Here is a 21293-nt window from a genome sequence, read left to right on the forward strand (position 1 = left end):
CATCGATCAGGCCCGCCAGATGCTCAAAGTCGATGTGCCGCGCGATCAGCTCCAGGGGATCGCCCAGTACATCAATCTTGCGCTTGTGGGCGTCGTCGGCGAATAGGTCGTGCTTCAGGGCACTGCGCAGTTTCATCATCATGCGGGTAGGGGCGTCTTGGGCTGCGGTTGGATGGCGGAGGGTTTTTAGAGGTTCCCGGTAGTCACGCCTTTGTGTTTCAGCACCTGCTTGGCCCGCAGGCAGTAAGGACAGGTGCCGGTGGTGTACATCTTGACGACTTGCATGGGGTGTTTTGCCTGCTGATGGAGTGAAAGCCGTTTGAGGTGAACGGGCTGGGTGCGGACGTTCAGGCCCGCTCTACCGGCAAATTGGCGTCGCGCCAGCTTTTCAGGCCACCCGCCAAAGCCTGGGCCTTGTCATACCCCAGTTTGCGGGCCATGGCCACTGCGCGGCCTGAGCGCACGCCCGAGGCGCACACCAGTACCACTGGCGTGGCCTTGTTTTTCACCGCCTCAGGCAGCTTTTGTTCCAGCTCGTCCAGCGGAATGTTACGGGCGCCGCCCACATGACCTGCGGCGTATTCTTCAGGTGAGCATACATCCACCACCACCGCCTTTTCGCGGTTGATGAGTTGCACCGCCTGGCTGGGCGACACGCCGCCGCCTGTGCCGCCACGCAGGGTTTGCGCCAGCAGCAGGCCGCCAGACACCAGCGCCAGCAGGGCAAAAGGCCAGTTGGCCATTAAAAAATCCACGATCGATATCCTTGTTCAAGAAAATGACAGGCGCGTTGGGCGCTGGCCTGAATTCAAGCATTCTAAAATGGCTGGTTTTACCCGCCGCCCCGGTGGGTCATGTCTTTCAAAATATCCAAGCCCTGAATAAATACGGCCAGCCATGTACAAGCTCGTTCTCATCCGCCACGGCGAATCCACCTGGAACCTTGAAAACCGCTTCACCGGCTGGACCGATGTCGCGCTCACGCCCACCGGCGTGGCCCAGGCCCAAGAAGCTGGTCGCCTTCTGAAAGAAGCGGGTTATGAGTTTGATGTGGCCTACACCAGCGTACTCAAGCGCGCCATCCATACGCTGTGGCACTGCCTGGACGCCATGGATCGCCAATGGCTGCCCACCGTCAAACACTGGCGCTTGAACGAACGCCATTACGGCGCACTGCAAGGTCTGAACAAGGCCGAGACCGCCAAGCAATACGGCGACGAACAGGTGATGGTCTGGCGCCGCAGCTACGACACACCGCCGCCCGCGCTGGAGCCAAATGATGCCCGCAGCGAACGGGGCGATTTGCGCTACGCCAAACTTCAACCCGCCGAAGTGCCACTGACTGAATGCCTGAAAGACACCGTGGCGCGCGTGCTGCCGTTCTGGAACGAATCCATGGCCCCCGCCATTCGCGCAGGCAAGCGCCTGGTGGTGGCAGCGCACGGCAACTCCATCCGCGCGCTGGTGAAGTACCTGGACGGTATTTCCGACGCCGAGATCGTCGGCCTGAACATCCCCAACGGCATCCCGCTGGTGTACGAGCTGGATGCTGACTTAAAGCCCATCCGTCACTATTACCTGGGCGATGCCGAGGCGGCGGCCAAAGCCGCAGCCGCTGTGGCCAACCAGGGCAAGGCATGAAGCGCTGATGAAGCAAGTCCAGCCTACCCAAGCCTTGCAACTGGCAAACACGCACGGAACTTTGCCCCGCCTTGCATACCAAAAGCCGACAGGGCATGTATATTGCACCTTGCCCTTCCCCGTAGGAAACACCACCACATGAGTCAGAAAGCCAAAATCACCGGCTGGATCGCCGTGGGCGCGCTTGCCGGTGCGCTGACCACCGTGTCTTTGCAAACCGTCGCGCGCGGCGCGGTGGCACCCTTGCCGCTGGAAGAGTTGCAGCAGTTGGCCGCCGTGTTCGGCATGATCAAGTCTGATTACGTCGAACAAGTCGAAGAGAAAAAGCTGATTACCGACGCCATCTCGGGCATGGTGTCCAGCCTGGATCCGCACTCGCAGTACTTCGATAAAAAGACCTACAAGGAATTTCGCGAAGGCACGGCAGGGCGTTTTGTCGGTGTGGGCATCGAGATCACGCAAGAAGACGGGCTGGTGCGTGTGGTCTCGCCCATTGAAGGCTCGCCCGCCGACCGCGCGGGCCTCAAACCGGGCGACTTGATCACGCGCGTGGACGACACAGCCATCAAGGGCTTGTCGCTCAATGAAGCCGTCAAGCGCATGCGCGGCGAGCCGGGCACCAAGGTGGTGTTGACCATTTTGCGCCGCGATGAAAACCGCACCTTCCCCGTCACCATCATCCGCGAAGAAATCCGCACCCAGTCGGTCAAGGCCAAGGTGGTGGAGCCAGGTTACGCCTGGGTGCGCCTGTCGCAGTTTCAGGAGCGCACGGTGGACGACTTTGTCACCAAAGTGCAGGACTTGTACAAACGCGATCCGCACCTCAAAGGCATCGTGCTGGACTTGCGCAACGACCCCGGCGGCCTGCTGGATGCCGCCGTGGCCATCTCTGCCGCCTTTTTGCCTGAAGGTGTGACCGTGGTATCTACCAACGGCCAGATCGAGGAATCCAAGGCGGTTTTCAAGGCCCGGCCACAAGACTACATGCGCCGGCGCGGCAGCGATCCACTCAAGGGGCTGCCCGCCGCCCTCAAGTCAGTGCCGCTGGTGGTGCTGGTCAACGAAGGCTCGGCCTCGGCCAGCGAAATCGTGGCTGGTGCGCTGCAAGACCACAAGCGCGCCACCATCATGGGCAGCCAGACTTTTGGCAAAGGTTCTGTGCAAACCGTACGCCCTTTGGGGCCTGATACCGCGCTGAAAATCACCACCGCGCTGTACTACACCCCCAGCGGCAAGACCATTCAGGCCAAGGGCATCGTGCCCGACATCATGATCGACGACACCGCCGAAGGCAGCCCCTATGCCGTGTTGCGCATGCGCGAGGCCGACCTGGACAAGCACTTGAGCGGTGCCGAGCCTGAAAACAAAAATCCCGAACTCGAAAAAGAACTGGAAAAAGAACGCGAAGAAGCGCTCAAGCGCCTGGAAGCCGAAGCGCGCAAGCCCGAATCACAGCGCCGCCCGCCCGAATACGGCAGCGACAAGGACTTCCCCTTGTTGCAAGCCTTGGCCAAGCTCAAAGGCCAGCCGGTCAAGGTCAGCAAGACGCTGGTCGAACGCAAAGAGGTCGCCAAGACCGACGAATAAGCCGTGATGGCAAATATCTTTTGGCCGCATTTGCGGCCTTCTTTTTCTTGACGGCATCAGACCTTCATGGACGATCAGCAGCTTCTGCGCTATTCGCGACATCTTTTGCTGGATGAGCTGGGAATTGAGGGGCAAGAAAAACTATTGGCCTCTCATGCCTTGATCGTGGGTGCGGGCGGGCTGGGTTCACCCGTGGCGCTGTATCTGGCCAGCGCGGGCGTGGGCACCATCACGCTGGTGGACGACGACGCCGTGGATTTGACCAACCTGCAACGCCAGATCATGCACACCGAAGCGCGTATTGGTCAGGCCAAGGTAGTGTCGGCCCAGCAGGCGATTGCCGCTATCAACTCCACCGTCAAGGTGCGCACGTTTTGCGAGCGTGCTGATGCACAGCGCCTGAGCGAGTTGGTGGCCGAGGCCGATGTGGCGCTGGACTGCACCGACAACTTCGTCACCCGTCATGCGCTGAACCGGGCGTGTGTGCAGCATCGCCGTCCGTTGGTGTCCGGCGCGGCGATCGGCTTTGACGGTCAAGTGGCGGTGTACGACCCGCGCTGCGCCGATTCGCCTTGCTATGCCTGCGTTTTCCCGCCCAGCACCGCAGTTGAAGAGGTGCGCTGCGCCACCATGGGCGTGTTTGCGCCGCTGGTGGGCGTGGTGGGCACATTGCAGGCGGCTGAGGCTTTGAAGCTGCTCAGTCAAACAGGAGCGTCATTGACAGGCCGCTTGCTGATGCTCAATCTGCGTGACGCTGAATTCAACGAAGTGCGGCTGGCACGCCAGCCCACCTGCCCGGTGTGTGCTGCGCCAAGCTGACGTGAATCAGGTACTGACAACCATGGGCTGGCTTAAACTTGGCAGTCATATCCTGTCCAACCGATGGCCTTGAAAGGAAACACGCATGACCACCAAACACACCATCGAAAAAATCGCCGAAACCGCCGAGACTGCGGCCGACAAGACTTCGGCCCAGGTAGAGCGCACCATTGATGCCGCGCGGGCACACGCTGAACAGGTGCTGGACAAGGCCGATGCCAAGGCGCGCACGCTGAGCGAAGACATCAAGCCCGCCATCGACGCTATCAGCGCCCGGATGCAGGACGTGGCCGCACGCGGCAAGACAGTGGCGGCCGAAACCACGGCCCAGGCACGTGAAAAGTTCCATCAGGTGTCTGACAAAACCAGCACCTACGTGGCCGAGCAACCCTTGAAATCCATGGCCATTGCGGCCGCAGCAGGTGCTGTGGTGGCGCTGCTGCTGGGCCGTCGCCGCTAAAAGCCCCCATAAAGCCTGTTAAGAGCGTGTTCAAAGTCTCTGCGCGGGTGTGTCGGCGCGGCCTCGGGCGGTCTGCTGCGTTGCAAATCCTCGCGATACCGCCAGGTATCGCTGCGGTTTGCGCCTTGCAGCCCATCCCGACCCACATCCCACACTCCCCACGCTGAGACTTTGAACACGCTCTAAGCCCGTTTCGTTCAAGCCGCTGCCGCAGCCGGGCGCGGCATGCGGGCTTCGCGGATGGGCAGATTCAGCACCGCCGCCAGGGCGGCCAAAGCGATATCGGCCCACCACATCCAGTCGTAATTGCCGTATTCGGCCACCGCCAGGCCGCCCAACCAAGCCCCTAAAAAGCCGCCGATCTGGTGGCTCAACAGCGTCAGGCCGAACAACGTGCCCAGGTAGCGCACGCCAAACAGCTTGCCCACCAGCCCGGCTGTGGGCGGCACGGTGGCCAGCCAGGTCAGGCCCAGCCCGACGGCAAACACGTAAAACACCCAAGGCTCGCGCGGCATGGCCAGGTACCACAGCACCAGCACCGCGCGGCTGCCGTACATCAGCGCCAGAATCATCTTGCTGCGGTATTGCCCCACCAGGTTACCCACGACCAGGCTGCCAACAATGTTGGCCAGCCCGATCAGCGCCAGCGACCAACTGGCCACCGACGCAGGCAATCCGCATAAATCCACTTCCTTGGGCAGGTGCGTGACTAAAAACGCAATGTGAAAGCCACAGGTGAAAAAACCGGCGTGCAGCAGCAGGTAGCTGCGGTCGGCCATGGCTTGCTTGAGCGTGGCTTTCAGCCCGCCTTGGGAAACACCTTGGGAGGCACCTTCGGTGGTGCCGTCGGTACCTGAGGCGGTGGTGTCTGATGCCATCGGCTTGGTCACTTTGCCCACCAGCGGCAGCGCCAGCAGGGTCAGCACGGCCAGCGTGTACATGGCCCCCATCCAGCTCGTCATCTGAATCAGTTTTTGCGTCAGCGGTGCAAACACAAACTGCCCCAGTGAGCCGCCGGCGTTGATGACGCCCGAGGCCGAGCCGCGTGATTCCGCGGGTAACCGCTGGGCCGCTGCGCCAATCAGCACCGAAAAGCTGCCCGCGCCCGCGCCCATGGCCGTCAGCAGCCCCACGGTGAAGATCAGCCCCCATTTGCTGGGCATCAAAGGCGTCAGCGCACTGCCCAGTGCCAACACCACAATGCCCGCAATCAGCACCGGCCGTGGCCCCCAGCGGTCGGCCGCCGCGCCTGCCAGTGGCTGAATGGCCCCCCAGGTGAGCTGCGCCACCGCCATGGCAAAGCTGATGGTGACAATGCCCAGACCGGTGGCCGTGTTCAGCGGCCCGACGAACAGCCCCATGGACTGGCGGATGCCCATGGTCACCATCAAAATCCCGGCGGCGGCCAGCGTGATCGCCAGCGCGCCGGGCGCTTTGAGCGTCTTGAACATGTGTGAAAAAGCCTTGATTGGAAAGTGAGGCAGCGGTGGAGTTTGTGCGCCAGCTTCTCCCTGAAGCCGTGACGAACCGTGGTTTGAGATGCGCGCCCAGCCGCCGTACTAGTGTAGTGTTCGGCGCTATCTGGCACATAAAAACGCGCCTTGTCACGACGACAAATCCATCATTTTTATAAGTGCCATCGAGCATCGACCACTACACCAGCATGGATGATAGAAGCTTGCCTGGTGCGCAAAAAGCCCATAATTAGCGTCACTCTGTCAACAAATCATTGACGATGCCGCGATCTTCTTCTTTGCATACTGTAGGCATTCCTGCTTCTGGTGGCTGGACGGCCTCATTGGCCGGGCGTGCCATGCCCTGGCTGCCCGCCTGGCAGGCGTTTGTCAAAACCGTCGAGGCAGGCAGCATGGCCGCTGCGGCGCGCCAGTTGGGCTGCACGCGCGCGCAGGTCAGCAAGCAGGTGGCCGAGTTGGAAGCGGCTTTTGGCACCCGCTTGCTTCAGCGCAGCACCCGCCGCCTGGCGCTGACCCCCGCTGGGCAGGTGTTTCACCAGCATGCGCTGGCTGCGCTGGAAAGCGTGGCCGCCACCCAGTTGGCCGTGGGCAACCTGGGTGACGAGCCGCACGGACTGCTGCGCGTGAGCGCCACCATCAGCTTTGGCCGCCTGCACGTGGCCCCCGTGCTCACACACCTGGCTGAGCAGTACCCGCGCCTGGTCTGCGAGCTGTTGCTGACCGACCAACTGATCGATCTGGCCGACGAGCATATCGACCTGGCCCTGCGCATGACGCGCAGCCCGCCACAAGACGCTGTGGTGCGCAAGCTGGCCACGCTGGAGCGCGTGATTTGCGCCGCACCCGCCTATCTGACCGCGCGCGGTGTGCCGCGCAATGTGGCTGATCTGGCCGGGCACCAGACCTTGAGCTTTTTGCTGTCGGACGACCACCACTGGCACCTGACCACGCCGGGCGGGCAAACCCACGTCGTGCCCGTGACCAGCCGCATGCACACCAACAACACCGACTGCCTGCTCGATCTGGCCCTGGCCGGGCAGGGACTGGCCATTTTGCCGCTGTACCTGATTGCCCCACACCTGGCACAACAGCGCCTGCGCGCCGTGCTGCCCGGCCACCATGTGGACAACCGCTTTGGCCGCCAGATCTACGCTTGCTACACCCCTAGTCGCGCCCGCGTGCCCAAGGTACACGCCGTGTTGGATGCGCTGGCCGCCCGGTTCAGCCCTGTGCCGCCGTGGGAGCAGGCCGCGTGAGGATGGGTTGGCGTCACATGGCCTTGAACCTGTGGGCGTACAGGCGGCTGACGGCCAGCCGGTCAGGGCAGCCGCGCAGGGCCAGATGCAGCTTGCCCGCATCGTCGCGCTGCACGGCGTCGATAGCGTCGGCCCGCACCACGGTGCTGCGGTGAATCTGCCAGAACTGCGCCGCATCCAACTGCGGCAACAAGTCTTTCAGCGGCGTGCGCAGCAGGTGTTCTTCACCGCCAGAGCAAACCACGCGCACGTATTTGTCGGCCGCTTGCGCATACAGCACCTCGGTCAGCGGCACCAGGCGGATCGTGCTCCCGTTCGATCCGGCAGGGCTGACTTGCAGATGGTTCAAAGGCGGGCATGGCGGCTCGGTCGCGGTTGGCGGGGATTGCAGCGCGGCCAGCAACTGGCGCAGTTGGTGGGCGGTGGCATCCAGTGCGGCAGGCAGCGATGGCGGCATCAGTGCAGACTTGGCTGCTTCCAAATCAGTAGCCTTCAGTGCTTGTTGCTCTAGCGCTGCGGCCACTTTTTGCACCGTTTTTTGCAGCCGTGCGGGTTGCACGGGTTTCAGCACATAGTCCACCGCCTGGGCCTCAAAAGCCTGCACCGCGTACTGGTCGTAGGCGGTGACGAACACCAGTTGCGGAAACGGCCCGTGGTGCCCGGCCTCGTCCCAGGCGTCGGCCAGTTCGGCGGCGGCTTGCAGCCCGCTCAGGCCCGGCATGCGGATGTCGAACAACAGCACCTGCGGCCGCAAGGCCAATGCCTCGCGCACGGCGCTGATGCCGTCACCCACGGTGGCGATCACCTGCAATTCGGGCCAGGCGCGCGCCAGCTCGGCTTGCAGCGCGGCGGCCAGCAGCGGCTCGTCCTCGGCGATCAGGGCGGTGGGGGCGTTCATCACGACCCGGCTTGCAGTGCGCGCGGGCGCAGCGTCATGTGCTCGGCACCGATCTGGACGTCAAAGTGGCGCAAAAAAGATTGACCCAGCAAGCCCTCATCAGGCTCGTCAGACGTCATGCCGACGATGACCCGCACCTCGTTGACCACCAGCGGCCCGGCTTTGACCGGCACGCCCTGCACCACCCAGCCCGCGCGCTCGCCGTTGGCGGTGCGCACGGTGATGGGTGTGCCTTTGGGCAGGCCCGCCGCACGCGCGGTGGCGCTGGTGATCGACACGCCGCTGGCCCCGGTATCGACCATGAAGCGCACCGGCTGGTGGTTGACTTCGCCATCCACGTAGAAGTGCCCGCCTGGTGCGCGCGGAATCACCAGTTCACCACCGGACTGCTGGTAAGGCGCGATGGCCGCACGCTGGCGCTGTTCCCACCAGCTGAAGCCTGCCCACAGCACCGCAGCCAGCACCAACCAGAAAACCAGCATCATCAAGGTGCTGTGGCGCAGCGTGCTGGCGGGGTCGGGTACCGTGTTTTCAGATTCAGACATGGGCTGAAGTATGCACACCTTGGCTGTCTGTTTGGCGGTCTGTTTGGCCTATGCCGACCACTTCTTGTAGCCCAGTGGTCAGTGGCAACGTCAGTGGCAGTGTCAGCACCACCTGCGTGCCTTGGCCAAGCCTGGACTGCACGTGCATCTGTGCCTGTGTGTGACCCTGTGCGCCGTAGGCGGTGGCAATGCGCTCGTGCACCTGTGCCAGTCCAAAGCGGCTGGCGCTTGCGGTGGTGTCAAAGCCCACGCCGGTGTCGGCCACGATGAGCACCAGCGCATCCCCTCGGCGGGCCGCGCTCACTTCGATGCGCCCGCCTTGCACACGCGGCTCCAGACCGTGCTGGATGGCGTTTTCGACCAGCGGTTGCAGCAGCAGTGGCGGCACCGGTACATGGTGCAAATCAGGCGGCAAATGCAGGCCAGTGGACAGGCGCGGCCCCATGCGCACCGCCATCAGCGCCAGATAGTCGCCAAGCCGCGCAAACTCAGTTGCCAGTGGATGCTGGGCGGAGCGCGATGCGTCCAGCGTGGCGCGCAGGTAGTTGTTGAGCTGATCGAGCATCTGCTGCGCGGCCTGGGGATCGCTGCCGATCAGCGCGCGCAAATTGGCCAAGGTGTTGAACAGCATGTGCGGTGCCAACTGGCTTTGCAGCAGGCGCAGATGGGCCTCGGCGGCGTCGCGCTCAGCGGCGCGGGTGGCGGACTCCAGCGCGTGGGTCTTGCCGCGCAGGTAAAAGTAAAGGCTGGCCACCACGCCTGCGGCGACGGTGATCATCAGGCCAATCTGCGCATCGCGCTGCGCCTCGGCCGCCGAAGGTGCTGTGCTTTGGCCGAATAGCCAGTTGCCTAACGACTCGCCCAGCAGGTAGCCCAGACTCACGCCTGTGGTGACCAGCAGCACGCCACGCCAGCCTTTGGGCCAGCCGTGCGCGTCGTGGTTCACATCGTGGCTCAGGCGATGGCAGTGGCGCGGATCGACCAGCAGGCGGCCCAGGTCAATGAATGCCCAGGTCGGCAGCCCGATGCACAGCGACCTGCCCCACTGCACCCAATAGCTGTTTTGCGGCCAGATGGCGGTGGTCAGCACCGCCACCAGAGCGCAAAACACCACCACCTGCGCCAGATGTTGTACGAGGTGATGCCGGTCGTTGAAGGTCATGTGGATCGCTGCCAAAAAGAAGCTGCTTGAGCGTTATGAAAAGCAGCAGGGTGATTTTTATCCTGGATGCTGGCGTAACGCCTGCACGATGGCCCGCACGGCATCGGCTTGCAGTATCAGTCCCATGTGATCGACTTGCGGCACCGCTGCCACGGACGCAGTCGGGTGCGCCCCGGCAAAAGCGGGCGCGAACTGCTTGGGGGCAAACAATTCGTCGTTCTGACCCACCAGCACCGTGATGGGCGCGCGTGCCTGGGCGATGTCATCGCGCCAGCGGCGGTGCGGCGCAAAATTGGTCGACAGGGTGTAGCTGTAATGTGGCGTCAGGTGGCGCTGGCCCCAGTCGTCCAGTGCAAAACGGGTCACGGGTAGAGGGTTGAATGCCGTGATGCCCACCGCGTTGAGCAGCCGCAACGCAATGACGCGCGGCACACCCACCGAGGCCCAGCCGCCGTTGTTCGGACGTGTGGTGGGTGCGTCGTAACCCAGATAAGGGGCCAGCAGCGCGTAACGGTCAAACAGCGCTTGTTGCAGCCCGCCCGCAAAACGCAGTGCAAAGCCACCGCCCGCTGAAAACCCCAGCAGCACGTTGCGGCCCGAAAAAGGGTGCGCACGCATGAAATCGGCCAGGTCGTCTTCCAGCTGACCGATATAGGCGATGTCGCCGCGCGGGCCGCTGTCACCGTGGCCGCGCACGTCCAGCGCATCAACGACAACACCTTTCTGCGCCAAGGCCAACGCCAGTGTGTGCATCGAGCGGCTGCTGGCCGACGAGCCGTGGATGAGCACCGCACGGGTCGGTGGATTTGCATGGGTGGCCGCCAGGGCCGGGTAATGCCGATAGGCCAAAGAGGTGCCGTCGCGCGCGCTCCAGCGCTGCACGGCAGGCAAGCCATCGATGCTGACGTGTGCAAACGGTGCGTTGACGCTGGCCAGCGGGGTGATGGTGCTTGGGCCGCCGAATGTGATGGCGATGGCGATGGCGAGCGTGGCGGTCAAGAGCAGCGCCAGCAGTAGGCCAGTGTGCAGGACTTTGGCGCGCACGGCGATGGTGTTTGTCAGCGCTCGGCACGGCCTGCCAGCGCAGCCCGTTCACGCTCAATCAAACGCTGACGCAATCCACAGCCAGGACCGGCCAGCCAGACGCCGCCGCCGTGCAATGCCAGGCCCAGGCCCCAGCTCAGCAGCGGAAATATGAACCAGGAGCGGCCTTGGTACAGCGACAGCGCGATCAGCATCAGGTTGACCGCGACGTACACCGCAGCGTGTATGTACCAGCCCATTTTGGCACCGGCGCGGCGACGGGCCAGACGTTCGATTTCGGTTTCGGTCAGGGCAGTGGGGGGCATGGTGAATTTTCCTGTAGAAAAAATGGATGGGTTTCAGGCCAGCGCCGTGCGGGTGCGGTGCGGTGCGGGTGCAGATCAGATCGACTGTGCCGCCGGGCGTGCCTGACCGCCAGCGGTTTGCGACGGCATGCCCTCTGGTGGCGCGAAATGCGCCTGAGCGGGTGCGAAATGCACCTGTGGCAGATCATTGGTGTGGGCAGATGGATGATCTGGCACTCAAAGTTTCAAAAGAAATCAGCCGCCAGCGCTTGTAAAATCAGCGCCAGCAGCTACAAAGGGTGTAGCTGAAAGCGCAGAACCTGGGTGCGGGCAAGGAGTGGGATGTGGATGCAGTGTGGGCCGTCAAGGCCGCGATCATGGGCGTGGTGGAAGGGCTGACCGAGTTTTTGCCTATCTCGTCCACCGGCCATTTGATTTTGGCGGGCAGCTTGCTGGGTTTTGACGATGCCAAGGCCAAGGTGTTCGACATTGCCATCCAGACCGGGGCCATTCTGGCCGTCATCATCGTGTACTGGCAAAAAATCAGGGACACCGTGGTGGCGCTGCCCAGCAGCCGGGCCGCACAGCGCTTTGTGCTGAATGTGCTGATTGCCTTTTTGCCCGCCGTGGTGCTGGGTCTGTTGCTGGGCAAGGCCATCAAGGCGCATTTGTTCACGCCGCAGGTGGTGGCCACCACCTTCATTCTGGGGGCCTTCGTCATTTTGTGGGCCGAGCGCCGCCCGCAAAGCACGGCGCGCGTGCAGTCGGTGGACGCCATGACGCCGCTGGACGCGCTGAAAGTCGGCCTGGTGCAATGCTTTGCCATGATTCCGGGTACCAGCCGCTCGGGGGCCACCATCATCGGCGGCATGTTGATGGGCCTGTCGCGCCAGACGGCGACAGACTTTTCTTTTTTTCTGGCCATTCCCACGCTGATCGGCGCGGGCGCGTATTCGCTGTACAAAGACCGTGCTTTGCTCAGCGCGGCCGACGTGCCGCTGTTTGCCATCGGGTTGGTGTTTGCCTTCATCAGTGCCTGGGTATGCGTGCGCTGGTTGCTGCGCTATATCGCCAGCCACAGTTTTGTGCCGTTTGCGTGGTACCGCATCGCGTTTGGGTTGATCGTGCTGCTGACCTGGTGGGGCGGCTGGGTGCGCTGGGGTGAATAGAACGCCCCCTGTCTGCACGGCCCTGCTGCCTCATCCGATGGGGGCGGTGCGTATGCTTGGCGCTTTTACTTGAACGGATTGCCATGAACTTTCAGCAAACCCTGGACACCTTGCCACCCATCGACGGCCTGACTGGGCTGGACGTGGTGGACGCCAGCGGCACCGTGGTGCACCACATTCCGGCCGCGCCGGGCAAGCTGGGGTCGCTGCGTGTGTACCATGCGCTGGCGGTGCAGTTTGGCGGCGCTTTCAGTGCCGAAGCCGCTGCGCAGGGCCTGCGGTGGTTTGCCGAGCACGTGGCCGATGCACAGGCCCGCCCCGGCGCGCACCCCAATATCGATCTGCTGTTGCAACACAGCCCAGCGCAGGCCGGTTGGCGGCTGGTGACGCTGCGCGAGCGATGAATGCCGCTGCGCGGTTGGCGGGTGTCAGCGTGCTCAAGCCTGGGCCGCGTGATGCCGCGCCCGGCTGCTTTACATTTCTTCAACCGCCTGACAAACAGGGGCGTTCAGGTGCGCCCTAACATGCGCCTGATGCGCATGCCGCCTTTCGTTTTTTTTGTCCCATGACCCTACCTCCCGCGACCCCGCCTCCCGCGACTGCGCCTGCTGCGCCTGCGCCTGCTGCATCGGCCCGCCATCTGGCTTCAGCCGCCGCCACGTCCCAGACCGCACCTCAGGCTGCTCCCACTCCAAGGCGACGCACGTGGCTGTCGGTGCTGGTGGCGGCCTGTCTGATTGCCGCACTGACGGGCAGCGCCTGGTGGCTGGTACAGCGCGCCAAAGCCACGGCACCTGCGGCTGAAATGGGTGGCCCACCCGGCGGCCCCGGCGGTCCACCCGGTGGCGGCCCGCGTGGCCCCCGCGGTGGTGGCGGCGGTGTGACCGTGGGGCTGGTCACGGCGCAGCAAGGCGCGCTGCCAGTGTTGGTGGACGCGCTGGGCACCGTCACCCCGCCGGTGACTGCCACTTTGGTGCCGCAAGTGGGCGGCGTGCTGGCCGAGGTGTTGTTCACCGAAGGACAAATGGTTAAAAAAGGCCAGTTGCTGGCCCGCATCGACCCGCGCACCTACGACCAGGCGCTGGCCGAGGCCAAAGGCCAGCGCGCCCGCGACGAGGCGCAACTGGCCGTGGCCCGCACCACCTTGGCGCGCTATCAGGCGCTGTGGGACAAAGACTCCATCGCCCGGCAAGATGTGGAAACCCAGGCCGCGCTGGTCAAGCAGCTGCAAGGCACGGTGGAGGCCGACCGCGCCAGCGAGCGCGCGGCCCAGATCAACCTGGACTACACCCGCATTCACGCGCCTATCGACGGGCGCATTGGCCTGCGCAACGTCGATCCTGGCAACCTGGTCACCGCCAATGGCAGTACCGGCATTGCCACCGTTACGCAAATCAACCCCATCGACGTGGTGTTCGCCGTGCCGCAAGACCGCGTACCCGAAGTGCTGGCGGCACAAAAAACCGGCCCCCTGAACGTCACCGCCTTGAACCGCGAGCGCAGCCAGCCGCTGGCCCAAGGCGTGTTCAGGACGCTGGACAACCAGATCGACACCGCCACCGGCACCGTCAAGGCCAAGGCGCGCTTTGCCAATGAAGGCGACACGCTGTTTCCCAACCAGTTTGTCAATGTGCGCCTGCAACTGGGCGCGCAAAACGGCGTGCTGGTGCCTGTGACCGCAGTGCGCAGCGGCCCGCAAGGCAACTACGTGTACGTGGTGGACGCGCAAGGCACCGCCCACATGCGCCGCGTGAGCACCGGGCTGGGGACTGACGATCAGCTGCTGATTACCCAGGGCCTGCAAGGCGGCGAGCGCGTGGTCACCGAAGGCGGTGATCGGGTCAAAGAAGGCGGCAAGGTGCAGACCGCAGACAGTCTGAAAAGCGGTGCGGCGGCAGGCCCGGCGAATGCAGCCTCAGGTGCGGGGAACGATGCAATCAGCAGGCGCAGGCGCGGGGCCAGCGCACCGGCAGGGGGCGCTTCTGCGCCGCAATGATGCGTCGACGGATACAGGAGCGAGGGTGGTCATGTCGCGGATGAAGTGGACTGGGCTGGCACTGGTGGCTCTGCTGCTGGCGGCGGGCGTGGGCGCGTATGTGTTCAACCTGGGCAAGGAGTACCCGCTGCGCTTTTCCGAGGCGCAGATCCAGCAGCGCTTGTCAGAAAAACTGCCGCTGACCAAAACCTATCTGTTCATTTTTCAAATCACCCTGAAAAACCCGCGCGTGCAGCTTCAAAGCGGCAGCAACCGGGTGAACGCCGGGCTGGATATCGACACGCATATTCGTGTGGGCCAGCAGAGCCAGACGCTGGGCGGTGCGGTGGATGTGACGGCGGGCGTGCAGTACAAGGCTGAAACGGGTGAATTTTTTCTGGTCGATCCGGTGATCGAGCGGCTGTCGGTGCAAGGCATTCCTGCCCAATATGAAGCCTCATTGACCACGGCCCTGACCCAGGCGCTGGCGGCGTTTTATGCCAGCCACCCGGTCTATACGCTGAATGCGCGCGACATGAAGCAGGTTGCGGCCAAAGCGGTACTCAAGCGCGTGTTGGTCGAGGACGGGCATTTGAATGTGGTGCTGGGGTTGTGAGCGCGCGGAAGACAGTACCAGGTTGCCATCATCTGCCCGAGCGACCGATGAACTTCTCAATCCAGCGGCCAGGCTTCTTTGGGCATTGAATCGGCCTCTGACGCTTGTTGGTATTGTGCAGAAAGCGCTTGTTGTGATAGCAAATCAGACGCCAGTTCGGTGCTTTTCAGATTGCGCCACCAAGCGGTGAGCAGCGGGCCGTGGGCAGGCTCCAGCGGTTGGCCCAGGCGGGGCATGAGCAAGGCGGCAGGGCTGGCGGGGGCGAGGTCAAGCAAGCGCTCGACCGGCTGATCCCAGTCGTGCATGGCCAGGCAGAAGGTGCCCCAGTGCACGGGTAAAAAGGCGGGGTTGCCCAGCAGGGCCAGCGCCTGCATGGCGTGATCGGGGCCTAAATGGATGTCGCCCCAGGCGGGGTGCCAGGCACCGACTTCCAGCAAGGCCAGATCGAACGGGCCAAGCCGTTCGCAGATGGTGGCGTACTGCTCGGTCAAGCCAGTGTCGCCGCTGAAAAACATCGCGTGGCGTGGGCCGCGCACCACCATGCTGGCCCACAGGGTGCTGTTGCGCGTTTTCAGTCCGCGCCCGCTGAAGTGCTGCGAGGGTGCGGCGGTTACGGTCAGGCCGGTGCCGGACACGGTGTGGCTTTGCCACCAGTCCAGCTCGGTGATGCGTTCTGGCGCAATGCCCCAGGCTTGCAGGTGTGCACCCACGCCCAAGGTGGTGATGAAGGGCACGCGGGCTGCACGCAGGGCGCGAATGGTGGGGTAGTCCAGGTGGTCGTAGTGGTCGTGGGAGATGACGATGGCGTCCACCTCGGGCAGGTCGCGCAGTGCTACAGGGGCGGGGTGAAAGCGCTTGGGGCCCATGCGTGCGAACGGCGAAGCGCGCGGCCCCCATACCGGATCGGTCAGCACGCGCCAGCCATCGATTTCCAGCAGCACGGTGGAGTGGCCCAGCCAGGTGGCGCGCAGACCGCTTTGGGGCGGACGCAGCCAGGCCGCGCGCGGGTCGTGCAGCGGCAGTGGGCCAGGCGGCAGCCGGGGCGGTCTGGGGCACAGCATTTCGCCGATGGATGGCATGGCCGCGCCCGGCTGGCGCAGGCCGGGGGCGATGGGGGCCAGGTTGCGAAAGCCATCGCCCGCCCATTGGGGCGATGCGCGCATGCGTTCCAGCCGCTCGCCGCTGGCGCGTTGACCGAATGATTTCATGCGGTGTCAGGCGAAGGTGGGGCGGTGGTGGACATCGGGGCGGATGCGTGCCCGGGTGCATCGAACAAGCCCTCGTTGGGGGCGTGGCGTGCGCTGCGTTCGGTGCGCTCCTGGGCCATTTGCGCTTCCAGTTGGGCGCGGCTGGCCTTGATGGTGGCGACCAGTTTTTCGCGGTCTTGGCGCAAGGGGCGAATGCGTTCGACCAGCGCGATGTTGTGGCGGCGGAAGGTCAATGCAGCCTGGCGCGCCTCATGCGCGGGGTAGCCCAGCAGTTGCAGCACACGGCGCGAACTCATCAGGCTGGACTCGAACATCTCGCGGTCAACACATTCCACCCCACGGTCGACCAGTTGACCCCAGTGCAGCACGTCGCGCGCACGCGCGACGATTTTTAGCTGCGGAAAATGCTCGTGCGCCAGATCGACGATGGCCAGTGACTGCTCTACATCGTCCACTGCCACGACCAACACCTGGGCTTCGGCGGCACCGGCTACGCGCAGCAGATCGAGCCGCGTGGCGTTGCCATAAAACACCTGGCTGCCAATGGTGCGGGCGGCCTCCATCATCTCAACGTCGTGGTCGAGGATGGTGGTGCGAACGCTTTGTGCGGCCAGCACGCGCGCCACAATTTGCCCAAAGCGGCCAAAACCGGCGATGAGCACCGGGGCGTCTTGCGGCTCGGATATTTCTTCGGCCGTGCGCTGGCCGCCGCGCTGGTAACGCGGCATGACCCAGCGGTCGACCGCCACCAGCAGCAAGGGGCTGAGCAGCATGGACAGCGCCACCGCACCGATCAGCATGGACGACACTTCGGTAGAAAACACGCGGTTGCCCGCAGCGGTTTGAAACACCACGAAGGCGAATTCGCCGCCTTGCGCCATCAGCACGGCAAAGGTGGCGCGCTCGGCTGAGGGCAGACGCATCACGCCGGCCAGCGCCAGCAGCGCGACCATTTTGAGCAGCAAAAAGCCCAGCACGATGCCCAGAATCTGCCACGGCCTGGCCAGCAGCACGCCAAAGTCGATGCTCATGCCCACGGCAATGAAAAACAGCCCCAGCAACAGGCCCTTGAAGGGTTCGATGTCGGTTTCCAGCTCGCGCCGGTATTCGCTTTGCGACAGCAGTACCCCGGCCAAAAAGGCCCCCAGCGCCATCGACAGGCCCACCGCGTGCATCAGCGCGGCAATGGCCACCACCAGCAGCAGCGAGGCGGCGGTGAAGATCTCGGGCGTGTCGCTGCGGGCAATCCAGCGCAGCGCGGGGCGAATCAGCAAGCGGCCACCGACGATGATGCCGCCAATCACGCCGATGATCTTGGCCGCTTCCAGTGCCTGGTCGCTGGCGGCGATGGGTGCGCCCGCCACGCCAGGCCCCAGCAGTGGCAGCAGCGCCAGAATGGGGATGGCGGCCACGTCCTGAAACAGCAACATGCCAAAGGCGGCCTGCCCGCTGGTGGTGCGCAGCAAGTTGCGCTCGCCCATGACTTGCAGCGCCACGGCGGTGGACGACAGCGCCAGACCCAGTGCCACCACCAGCGCCGTGCGCCAGGGCACGCCCAGCAGCAGTGCCACGACCATGATGGCGGCGGTGCAGCTCGCCATTTGCGCGCTGCCCCAGCCGAAGATGGGGCCGCGCAGCTTCCACAGGCGGTCAGGCTCCAGTTCCAGCCCGACCAAAAACAGCATCAGCACCACGCCGAATTCGGCAAAGTGCAAGATGGTGTCGACATCGCTGACCAGACCCATGCCCCAGGGGCCGATCAAAATGCCCCCGGCCAGATAGCCAATGATGGAGCCAAGACCCAGGGCCTTGGACACGGGCACGGCAATCACGGCTGCGCCCAGAAAAATCAGGCTACCGCTGAGCCAGGTGGGGAGGTGTTCCATAGAGGGGAAAAACGGGTTTGGTTCAGATCAGAGGAAAAATGGAGGGTGCGTGAAGAAGGGGCGCGCTCGGGCAGCCCGTATTCAGGCGGATGCGGCCTGCCGGTCGGTGGCAGGCACCCACACGCCCTCCGGTGCGGAGGCGTCGGTGTTGGCGGTTTGATGCGTTGCCCATTGGGGCCAAGTGTTCAACGCCTGGGTGAAGGCGTTGATGTGGGTGTCCAGCGTAGCCTCGCTGGCGCTGCGCGCGCCCAGCAAGGTCAAGGGCGGAGCGTAGTTCATGGCGCACAAATGGGCCATCTGCTGCCAGGGGATCAGAAATTCGTCCAGCCGGTGGCGGTTGTAGCCGCTGGGCTGGTACGAGGCTTCGGGGCCGCCTCCGCTGGTGGCCAGCCACAGGGTTTTGCCCGCCAGCGCGCACTGGCTTTGGCCATAGGCCCAGCCGTAGGTCAGCACTTCGTCCAGCCACAATTTCAGCAGCGCAGGGGCCGAATACCAGTACAGCGGGAACATCAGTGCCACCAGGCTGGCGCGTTGCAGGCGGGTTTGCTCGGCTTGCACATCGAGGGCGTAGTCGGGGTAGCTGGTGTACAAATCGTTCACGTCCACGCTAGGCATGCTGCGGGCGGCATCGAGCAGGCGGCGTGTGATGCGCGAATTGCGCCAGTCGGGATGGGCGGCGACGAGGTAAATGGAATCAGCGGGGGTATCGGTCATGGCCTGTAACATAGCGCAAATCTGACCTGCATATGGTCACCCCATTTCATCCCAGACAGGAAAGCCATGCCATGCCGGTTGTAGTTGTTGCCAATCCCAAAGGCGGCGTGGGCAAATCCACGCTGGCTACCAATGTAGCGGGTTATTTTGCGCGGCAAGGGCATGCGGTGATGTTGGGCGATGTGGATCGCCAGCAGTCATCACGCCTGTGGCTGGGCCTGCGGCCCGAAGCGGCCCGCCCCATTACCGCTTGGCAGGTGCAGCGCGACTTTATCGTACGCCCGCCCAAAGGCACCACGCACGTGGTGCTGGACACGCCCGCGGGCTTGCACGGCACGCGTTTCAAAGACGTGGTGCGGCTGGCCGATAAGCTGATCGTGCCGGTGCAGCCGAGCATTTTTGACATCTACGCCACGCGTGAATTCATCGACCAGCTTCTGGAATGGAAAGGGGCCGGTAAGCGTGATATTGCCCTGGTGGGCATGCGCGTGGACGAGCGCACCATTGCCGCCGACCAGTTGCGCCAGTTCATGGACGGGCTGGGCGTGCCGGTGCTGGGCATGTTGCGTCCCACGCAAAACTATGTGTACCTGGCTGCGCGTGGGTTGACGATTTTTGATGTAGCCCCTGGTCGCGTGCAGCGCGATCTGGCGCAATGGGAAGACATTGGCCGCTGGCTGGATCAGGGGTGATCAGCTGATCGTCAGGATGGTCTGCAACAGATCAACAAAGAAAAACTCTGTATGCCATCAACCCACTCCGTGCCCTTTGACTCCGCAGCCCACACCATTCGCAGCGGCCTGGTTTTGGCTGCGTTGCTGGCGTTCGCGCCCATGGGCTGGGCAGCGCCGCTTTATGAATCGTGTGCGGCTGAAATCAGCCGACCAGTTGCCAGTGCGGTCGATCGAACGTCAGAAGATGCGGTGGCATTGGCGTTCATGCAGGCCATGGCGCACAAGGATCTTGACACCGCCAGACAACTGACGGCCGACATGCTAGAAGAAGAGCCTGGCACCTATGCCTACTTGATGAAGCGGCTGGTTCAACTGGTCGACAAGGTGGGCGGTGTCCATGCAATCGAGCTGGGCAAGAAGGAAAAGCGTACCGAGGTTTACATGCCCCACGTGGTGGGCGTCGAACTGCTGTTTGCAGCCATCGACATACGGCTGACTTTTTGCGTCAAAGACGAGTCAAGCAAAGGCCATCAAATCAAGCCTGCCAAAGTACCTATCCGCCTGGTACTGGCTTTGGTGAATGGAGCTTGGGGGGTTGTGAACATGCGGCCCGCGTATGAAGAGCCTTATGACAAGCCTGCGGATAAAGCTGAAAACTGAGCCAGTCACCTGACGGACACCAGCGTGCTGGCGTGGCCGCTACAGTGAACCGCTATGCGAATCTTTCAATCTTTGGACGAGCTGGTGGCTTTGACCGACCAGGACGAAGTGGTATCGGACTGGTTTACTGTCACGCAACAGCATATCGACCAGTTTGCCGATGCCACAGGTGATCACCAGTGGATTCATGTGGATGCTGAGCGTGCTAAAGCAGGCCCATTTGGCACCACGGTGGCGCACGGCTACCTGACGCTTTCATTGCTGGCTGGGCTGGGCATGAATGCCATGGAAGTCAAAGGCGTGCGCATGGGCATCAACTACGGGCTGAACAAAGTGCGCTTCATGGCACCCGTGCCGGTGGGCAGCCGTTTGCGCGCGCGCTTTACATTACTGCAAGCGTCCACCATCGAAGGCGGCATGCAACTGGCATGGCGCTGCACCATTGAGCGTGAAGGCGCTGATAAGCCAGTGTGTGTGGCCGAGCCGCTGTCACGCTATTACATTTGAAGCTGCCAGCGCTCTGTCAAGGTGCGCTAAAGCTTGAAATGGTACTTATTTTTTGACGCGACTGAAGGCGCTGCGCGGAGCGCGCAACTGCTGCGGAAACAGCGGCTCGATCAGCGCCATGCGGCGTTCAGCCTCATGTTGACCGAACTGGTCTGAAATGGCCTGATAAACCTCGCCGCGCAGCAGCCAGAGTTGTTGCGTCGATTCGGCGGCGTTGATGTGCGCACGCGCCGACCGGGTGCGCGCCGGGGGACAGTCAAGCACTTGCTCAACCATGGCTGTGCGAATTTCGCGCAGAACTACATCACTGTCGTGCCCACGCCGTGCACCACTCACCATGCGGCGAGTAATGCTGACGAATGTAGAAACGTAGGCGGGGGCTGACAGCATGATCTTTTGGTTTATGGCTTGGCTTCAAACTATTTTTACTCTGGTCCGGCCACTATAGATGCCAGCAAGCTGCCTGTCCAAGTGGATGAGCGCAACAATTTCTCACTTTTCATTAAACCCAGAGGTAACGCTTCTTTTGTTGTGAGAAATGCACGCATGCAGTCTGATTACTCACATACCGACGACGCACTGTTCTTGCCTGCTTAGGGAAGGTCTGCACAACCCCCGCTGCAGGGCGAGGTGACGCGTGAATGTTCACATGGCGAAACGAGCGTTGAATTTCTCATCGTTTTGCGCTGTTTTTGGTTCGCTTGACCCTGATT

General features: G+C 63.2%; 24 protein-coding genes and 1 pseudogene. 12 read left to right on the forward strand and 13 right to left on the reverse strand.

The window, feature by feature from the left end:
* From ACK5NW_RS14550 to ACK5NW_RS14560, 3 genes and pseudogenes are all read right to left on the reverse strand, one after another.
* Window positions 1-139 (reverse strand): annotated as a pseudogene (locus ACK5NW_RS14550) (IS5/IS1182 family transposase); the annotation flags it as partial.
* Window positions 140-186: 47 nt separating this feature from the next.
* Window positions 187-285, reverse strand: a complete 99-nt coding sequence (locus ACK5NW_RS14555) for a glutaredoxin domain-containing protein (protein WP_416929319.1) — start codon at window positions 283-285, stop codon at window positions 187-189.
* A gap of 62 nt (window positions 286-347) precedes the next feature.
* Window positions 348-755 (reverse strand): rhodanese-like domain-containing protein, encoded by a 408-nt coding sequence (locus ACK5NW_RS14560; protein ID WP_416929322.1) that lies wholly within the window; start codon window positions 753-755, stop codon window positions 348-350.
* A 142-nt stretch (window positions 756-897) separates the two neighbouring features.
* On the opposite strand from ACK5NW_RS14560, the gene gpmA reads away from it, so the two are divergent.
* From gpmA to ACK5NW_RS14580, 4 genes are all read left to right on the forward strand, one after another.
* Entirely contained in the window at window positions 898-1641 is a 744-nt protein-coding gene (gene gpmA / locus ACK5NW_RS14565) for a 2,3-diphosphoglycerate-dependent phosphoglycerate mutase (RefSeq protein ID WP_416929324.1), read from the forward strand.
* A 138-nt stretch (window positions 1642-1779) separates the two neighbouring features.
* The gene (locus ACK5NW_RS14570) at window positions 1780-3228 is read left to right on the forward strand and encodes a S41 family peptidase (protein WP_416929326.1); all 1449 of its coding nucleotides are present in this window, start codon (window positions 1780-1782) and stop codon (window positions 3226-3228) included.
* A 66-nt stretch (window positions 3229-3294) separates the two neighbouring features.
* Window positions 3295-4047 carry a HesA/MoeB/ThiF family protein gene (locus tag ACK5NW_RS14575; RefSeq protein WP_416929328.1) on the forward strand — a complete coding sequence of 251 codons (753 nt, stop codon included), beginning with the start codon at window positions 3295-3297 and terminating at the stop codon, window positions 4045-4047.
* 85 nt (window positions 4048-4132) lie between these two features.
* The gene (locus tag ACK5NW_RS14580; RefSeq protein ID WP_416929330.1) at window positions 4133-4507 is read left to right on the forward strand and encodes a glycine zipper domain-containing protein; all 375 of its coding nucleotides are present in this window, start codon (window positions 4133-4135) and stop codon (window positions 4505-4507) included.
* A gap of 197 nt (window positions 4508-4704) precedes the next feature.
* Here the strand turns inward: ACK5NW_RS14580 and ACK5NW_RS14585 are convergent, their stop codons facing one another.
* Entirely contained in the window at window positions 4705-5958 is a 1254-nt protein-coding gene (locus ACK5NW_RS14585) for an MFS transporter (RefSeq protein WP_416929333.1), read from the reverse strand.
* Window positions 5959-6242: 284 nt separating this feature from the next.
* Between ACK5NW_RS14585 and ACK5NW_RS14590 the strand changes: the two genes are divergently transcribed.
* A complete protein-coding gene (locus ACK5NW_RS14590) occupies window positions 6243-7238 on the forward strand; it encodes a LysR family transcriptional regulator (RefSeq protein WP_416929336.1) in 996 nt (331 codons plus the stop codon).
* Between the two features lie 13 nt (window positions 7239-7251).
* On the opposite strand, the gene ACK5NW_RS14595 is transcribed toward ACK5NW_RS14590, so the two are convergent.
* Genes ACK5NW_RS14595 through ACK5NW_RS14615 form a run of 5 tightly spaced genes read right to left on the reverse strand, consistent with a single transcriptional unit; the run spans window position 7252 to window position 11192 of the window.
* Window positions 7252-8136, reverse strand: coding sequence for a LytR/AlgR family response regulator transcription factor (locus tag ACK5NW_RS14595; protein ID WP_416929338.1), 885 nt, complete (start codon window positions 8134-8136; stop codon window positions 7252-7254).
* Window positions 8136-8681: a retropepsin-like aspartic protease family protein gene (locus ACK5NW_RS14600; RefSeq protein WP_416929340.1), complete on the reverse strand. Its 546-nt coding sequence runs from the start codon at window positions 8679-8681 to the stop codon at window positions 8136-8138. The genes ACK5NW_RS14595 and ACK5NW_RS14600 overlap by 1 nt, the downstream gene beginning before the upstream one ends.
* Window positions 8674-9843 carry a sensor histidine kinase gene (locus ACK5NW_RS14605; RefSeq protein ID WP_416929342.1) on the reverse strand — a complete coding sequence of 390 codons (1170 nt, stop codon included), beginning with the start codon at window positions 9841-9843 and terminating at the stop codon, window positions 8674-8676. Before ACK5NW_RS14605 ends, ACK5NW_RS14600 begins: the two co-directional genes overlap by 8 nt.
* A gap of 57 nt (window positions 9844-9900) precedes the next feature.
* Window positions 9901-10887, reverse strand: coding sequence for an alpha/beta hydrolase (locus ACK5NW_RS14610; RefSeq protein ID WP_416929344.1), 987 nt, complete (start codon window positions 10885-10887; stop codon window positions 9901-9903).
* Between the two features lie 14 nt (window positions 10888-10901).
* The gene (locus ACK5NW_RS14615) at window positions 10902-11192 is read right to left on the reverse strand and encodes a 2TM domain-containing protein (protein WP_416929346.1); all 291 of its coding nucleotides are present in this window, start codon (window positions 11190-11192) and stop codon (window positions 10902-10904) included.
* A gap of 323 nt (window positions 11193-11515) precedes the next feature.
* Between ACK5NW_RS14615 and ACK5NW_RS14620 the strand changes: the two genes are divergently transcribed.
* From ACK5NW_RS14620 to ACK5NW_RS14635, 4 genes are all read left to right on the forward strand, one after another.
* A complete protein-coding gene (locus tag ACK5NW_RS14620) occupies window positions 11516-12340 on the forward strand; it encodes an undecaprenyl-diphosphate phosphatase (protein WP_416929348.1) in 825 nt (274 codons plus the stop codon).
* An 83-nt stretch (window positions 12341-12423) separates the two neighbouring features.
* Window positions 12424-12744, forward strand: coding sequence for a DUF2322 family protein (locus ACK5NW_RS14625; RefSeq protein ID WP_416929350.1), 321 nt, complete (start codon window positions 12424-12426; stop codon window positions 12742-12744).
* 161 nt (window positions 12745-12905) lie between these two features.
* Complete coding sequence (locus ACK5NW_RS14630) at window positions 12906-14336, forward strand: efflux RND transporter periplasmic adaptor subunit (protein ID WP_416929352.1); 1431 nt, start codon at window positions 12906-12908, stop codon at window positions 14334-14336.
* 31 nt (window positions 14337-14367) lie between these two features.
* A complete protein-coding gene (locus ACK5NW_RS14635; RefSeq protein WP_416929354.1) occupies window positions 14368-14931 on the forward strand; it encodes a DUF1439 domain-containing protein in 564 nt (187 codons plus the stop codon).
* Between the two features lie 56 nt (window positions 14932-14987).
* On the opposite strand, the gene ACK5NW_RS14640 is transcribed toward ACK5NW_RS14635, so the two are convergent.
* The 3 genes from ACK5NW_RS14640 to ACK5NW_RS14650 form a co-directional block, all read right to left on the reverse strand.
* Window positions 14988-16139, reverse strand: coding sequence for an MBL fold metallo-hydrolase (locus ACK5NW_RS14640; RefSeq protein WP_416929356.1), 1152 nt, complete (start codon window positions 16137-16139; stop codon window positions 14988-14990).
* Window positions 16136-18025, reverse strand: a complete 1890-nt coding sequence (kefC, locus tag ACK5NW_RS14645) for a glutathione-regulated potassium-efflux system protein KefC (protein WP_416929358.1) — start codon at window positions 18023-18025, stop codon at window positions 16136-16138. The genes ACK5NW_RS14640 and kefC overlap by 4 nt, the downstream gene beginning before the upstream one ends.
* A gap of 81 nt (window positions 18026-18106) precedes the next feature.
* Entirely contained in the window at window positions 18107-18739 is a 633-nt protein-coding gene (locus ACK5NW_RS14650) for an NAD(P)H-dependent oxidoreductase (RefSeq protein WP_416929360.1), read from the reverse strand.
* A 71-nt stretch (window positions 18740-18810) separates the two neighbouring features.
* Here ACK5NW_RS14650 and ACK5NW_RS14655 point away from each other — a divergent pair, with 71 nt between their 5' ends.
* The 3 genes from ACK5NW_RS14655 to ACK5NW_RS14665 are packed head-to-tail and all read left to right on the forward strand — an operon-like array spanning window position 18811 to window position 20580.
* A complete protein-coding gene (locus tag ACK5NW_RS14655; protein ID WP_416929362.1) occupies window positions 18811-19431 on the forward strand; it encodes an AAA family ATPase in 621 nt (206 codons plus the stop codon).
* A gap of 51 nt (window positions 19432-19482) precedes the next feature.
* Window positions 19483-20073 (forward strand): hypothetical protein, encoded by a 591-nt coding sequence (locus ACK5NW_RS14660; protein ID WP_416929364.1) that lies wholly within the window; start codon window positions 19483-19485, stop codon window positions 20071-20073.
* Between the two features lie 54 nt (window positions 20074-20127).
* Window positions 20128-20580 carry a MaoC family dehydratase gene (locus tag ACK5NW_RS14665; protein WP_416929366.1) on the forward strand — a complete coding sequence of 151 codons (453 nt, stop codon included), beginning with the start codon at window positions 20128-20130 and terminating at the stop codon, window positions 20578-20580.
* Between the two features lie 45 nt (window positions 20581-20625).
* Here the strand turns inward: ACK5NW_RS14665 and ACK5NW_RS14670 are convergent, their stop codons facing one another.
* The gene (locus ACK5NW_RS14670) at window positions 20626-20970 is read right to left on the reverse strand and encodes a hypothetical protein (protein WP_416929368.1); all 345 of its coding nucleotides are present in this window, start codon (window positions 20968-20970) and stop codon (window positions 20626-20628) included.
* Between the last annotated feature and the right edge of the window lie 323 nt (window positions 20971-21293).

The organism is Ottowia sp., assembly GCF_047975795.1.
Classification (GTDB): Bacteria; Pseudomonadota; Gammaproteobacteria; order Burkholderiales; family Burkholderiaceae_C; genus Ottowia.

Bases quoted from the DNA above. Each gene is read 5' to 3' on its own strand.
- ACK5NW_RS14555 (WP_416929319.1), bottom strand. From the start codon at position 285: ATGCAAGTCGTCAAGATGTACACCACCGGCACCTGTCCTTACTGCCTG.
- gpmA (WP_416929324.1), top strand. From the start codon at position 898: ATGTACAAGCTCGTTCTCATCCGCCACGGCGAATCCACCTGGAACCTT.
- ACK5NW_RS14570 (WP_416929326.1), top strand. From the start codon at position 1,780: ATGAGTCAGAAAGCCAAAATCACCGGCTGGATCGCCGTGGGCGCGCTT.
- ACK5NW_RS14575 (WP_416929328.1), top strand. From the start codon at position 3,295: ATGGACGATCAGCAGCTTCTGCGCTATTCGCGACATCTTTTGCTGGAT.
- ACK5NW_RS14580 (WP_416929330.1), top strand. From the start codon at position 4,133: ATGACCACCAAACACACCATCGAAAAAATCGCCGAAACCGCCGAGACT.
- ACK5NW_RS14585 (WP_416929333.1), bottom strand. From the start codon at position 5,958: ATGTTCAAGACGCTCAAAGCGCCCGGCGCGCTGGCGATCACGCTGGCC.
- ACK5NW_RS14590 (WP_416929336.1), top strand. From the start codon at position 6,243: ATGCCGCGATCTTCTTCTTTGCATACTGTAGGCATTCCTGCTTCTGGT.
- ACK5NW_RS14595 (WP_416929338.1), bottom strand. From the start codon at position 8,136: ATGAACGCCCCCACCGCCCTGATCGCCGAGGACGAGCCGCTGCTGGCC.
- ACK5NW_RS14600 (WP_416929340.1), bottom strand. From the start codon at position 8,681: ATGTCTGAATCTGAAAACACGGTACCCGACCCCGCCAGCACGCTGCGC.
- ACK5NW_RS14605 (WP_416929342.1), bottom strand. From the start codon at position 9,843: ATGACCTTCAACGACCGGCATCACCTCGTACAACATCTGGCGCAGGTG.
- ACK5NW_RS14615 (WP_416929346.1), bottom strand. From the start codon at position 11,192: ATGCCCCCCACTGCCCTGACCGAAACCGAAATCGAACGTCTGGCCCGT.
- ACK5NW_RS14625 (WP_416929350.1), top strand. From the start codon at position 12,424: ATGAACTTTCAGCAAACCCTGGACACCTTGCCACCCATCGACGGCCTG.
- ACK5NW_RS14630 (WP_416929352.1), top strand. From the start codon at position 12,906: ATGACCCTACCTCCCGCGACCCCGCCTCCCGCGACTGCGCCTGCTGCG.
- ACK5NW_RS14635 (WP_416929354.1), top strand. From the start codon at position 14,368: ATGTCGCGGATGAAGTGGACTGGGCTGGCACTGGTGGCTCTGCTGCTG.
- ACK5NW_RS14640 (WP_416929356.1), bottom strand. From the start codon at position 16,139: ATGAAATCATTCGGTCAACGCGCCAGCGGCGAGCGGCTGGAACGCATG.
- kefC (WP_416929358.1), bottom strand. From the start codon at position 18,025: ATGGAACACCTCCCCACCTGGCTCAGCGGTAGCCTGATTTTTCTGGGC.
- ACK5NW_RS14650 (WP_416929360.1), bottom strand. From the start codon at position 18,739: ATGACCGATACCCCCGCTGATTCCATTTACCTCGTCGCCGCCCATCCC.
- ACK5NW_RS14655 (WP_416929362.1), top strand. From the start codon at position 18,811: ATGCCGGTTGTAGTTGTTGCCAATCCCAAAGGCGGCGTGGGCAAATCC.
- ACK5NW_RS14660 (WP_416929364.1), top strand. From the start codon at position 19,483: ATGCCATCAACCCACTCCGTGCCCTTTGACTCCGCAGCCCACACCATT.
- ACK5NW_RS14665 (WP_416929366.1), top strand. From the start codon at position 20,128: ATGCGAATCTTTCAATCTTTGGACGAGCTGGTGGCTTTGACCGACCAG.
- ACK5NW_RS14670 (WP_416929368.1), bottom strand. From the start codon at position 20,970: ATGCTGTCAGCCCCCGCCTACGTTTCTACATTCGTCAGCATTACTCGC.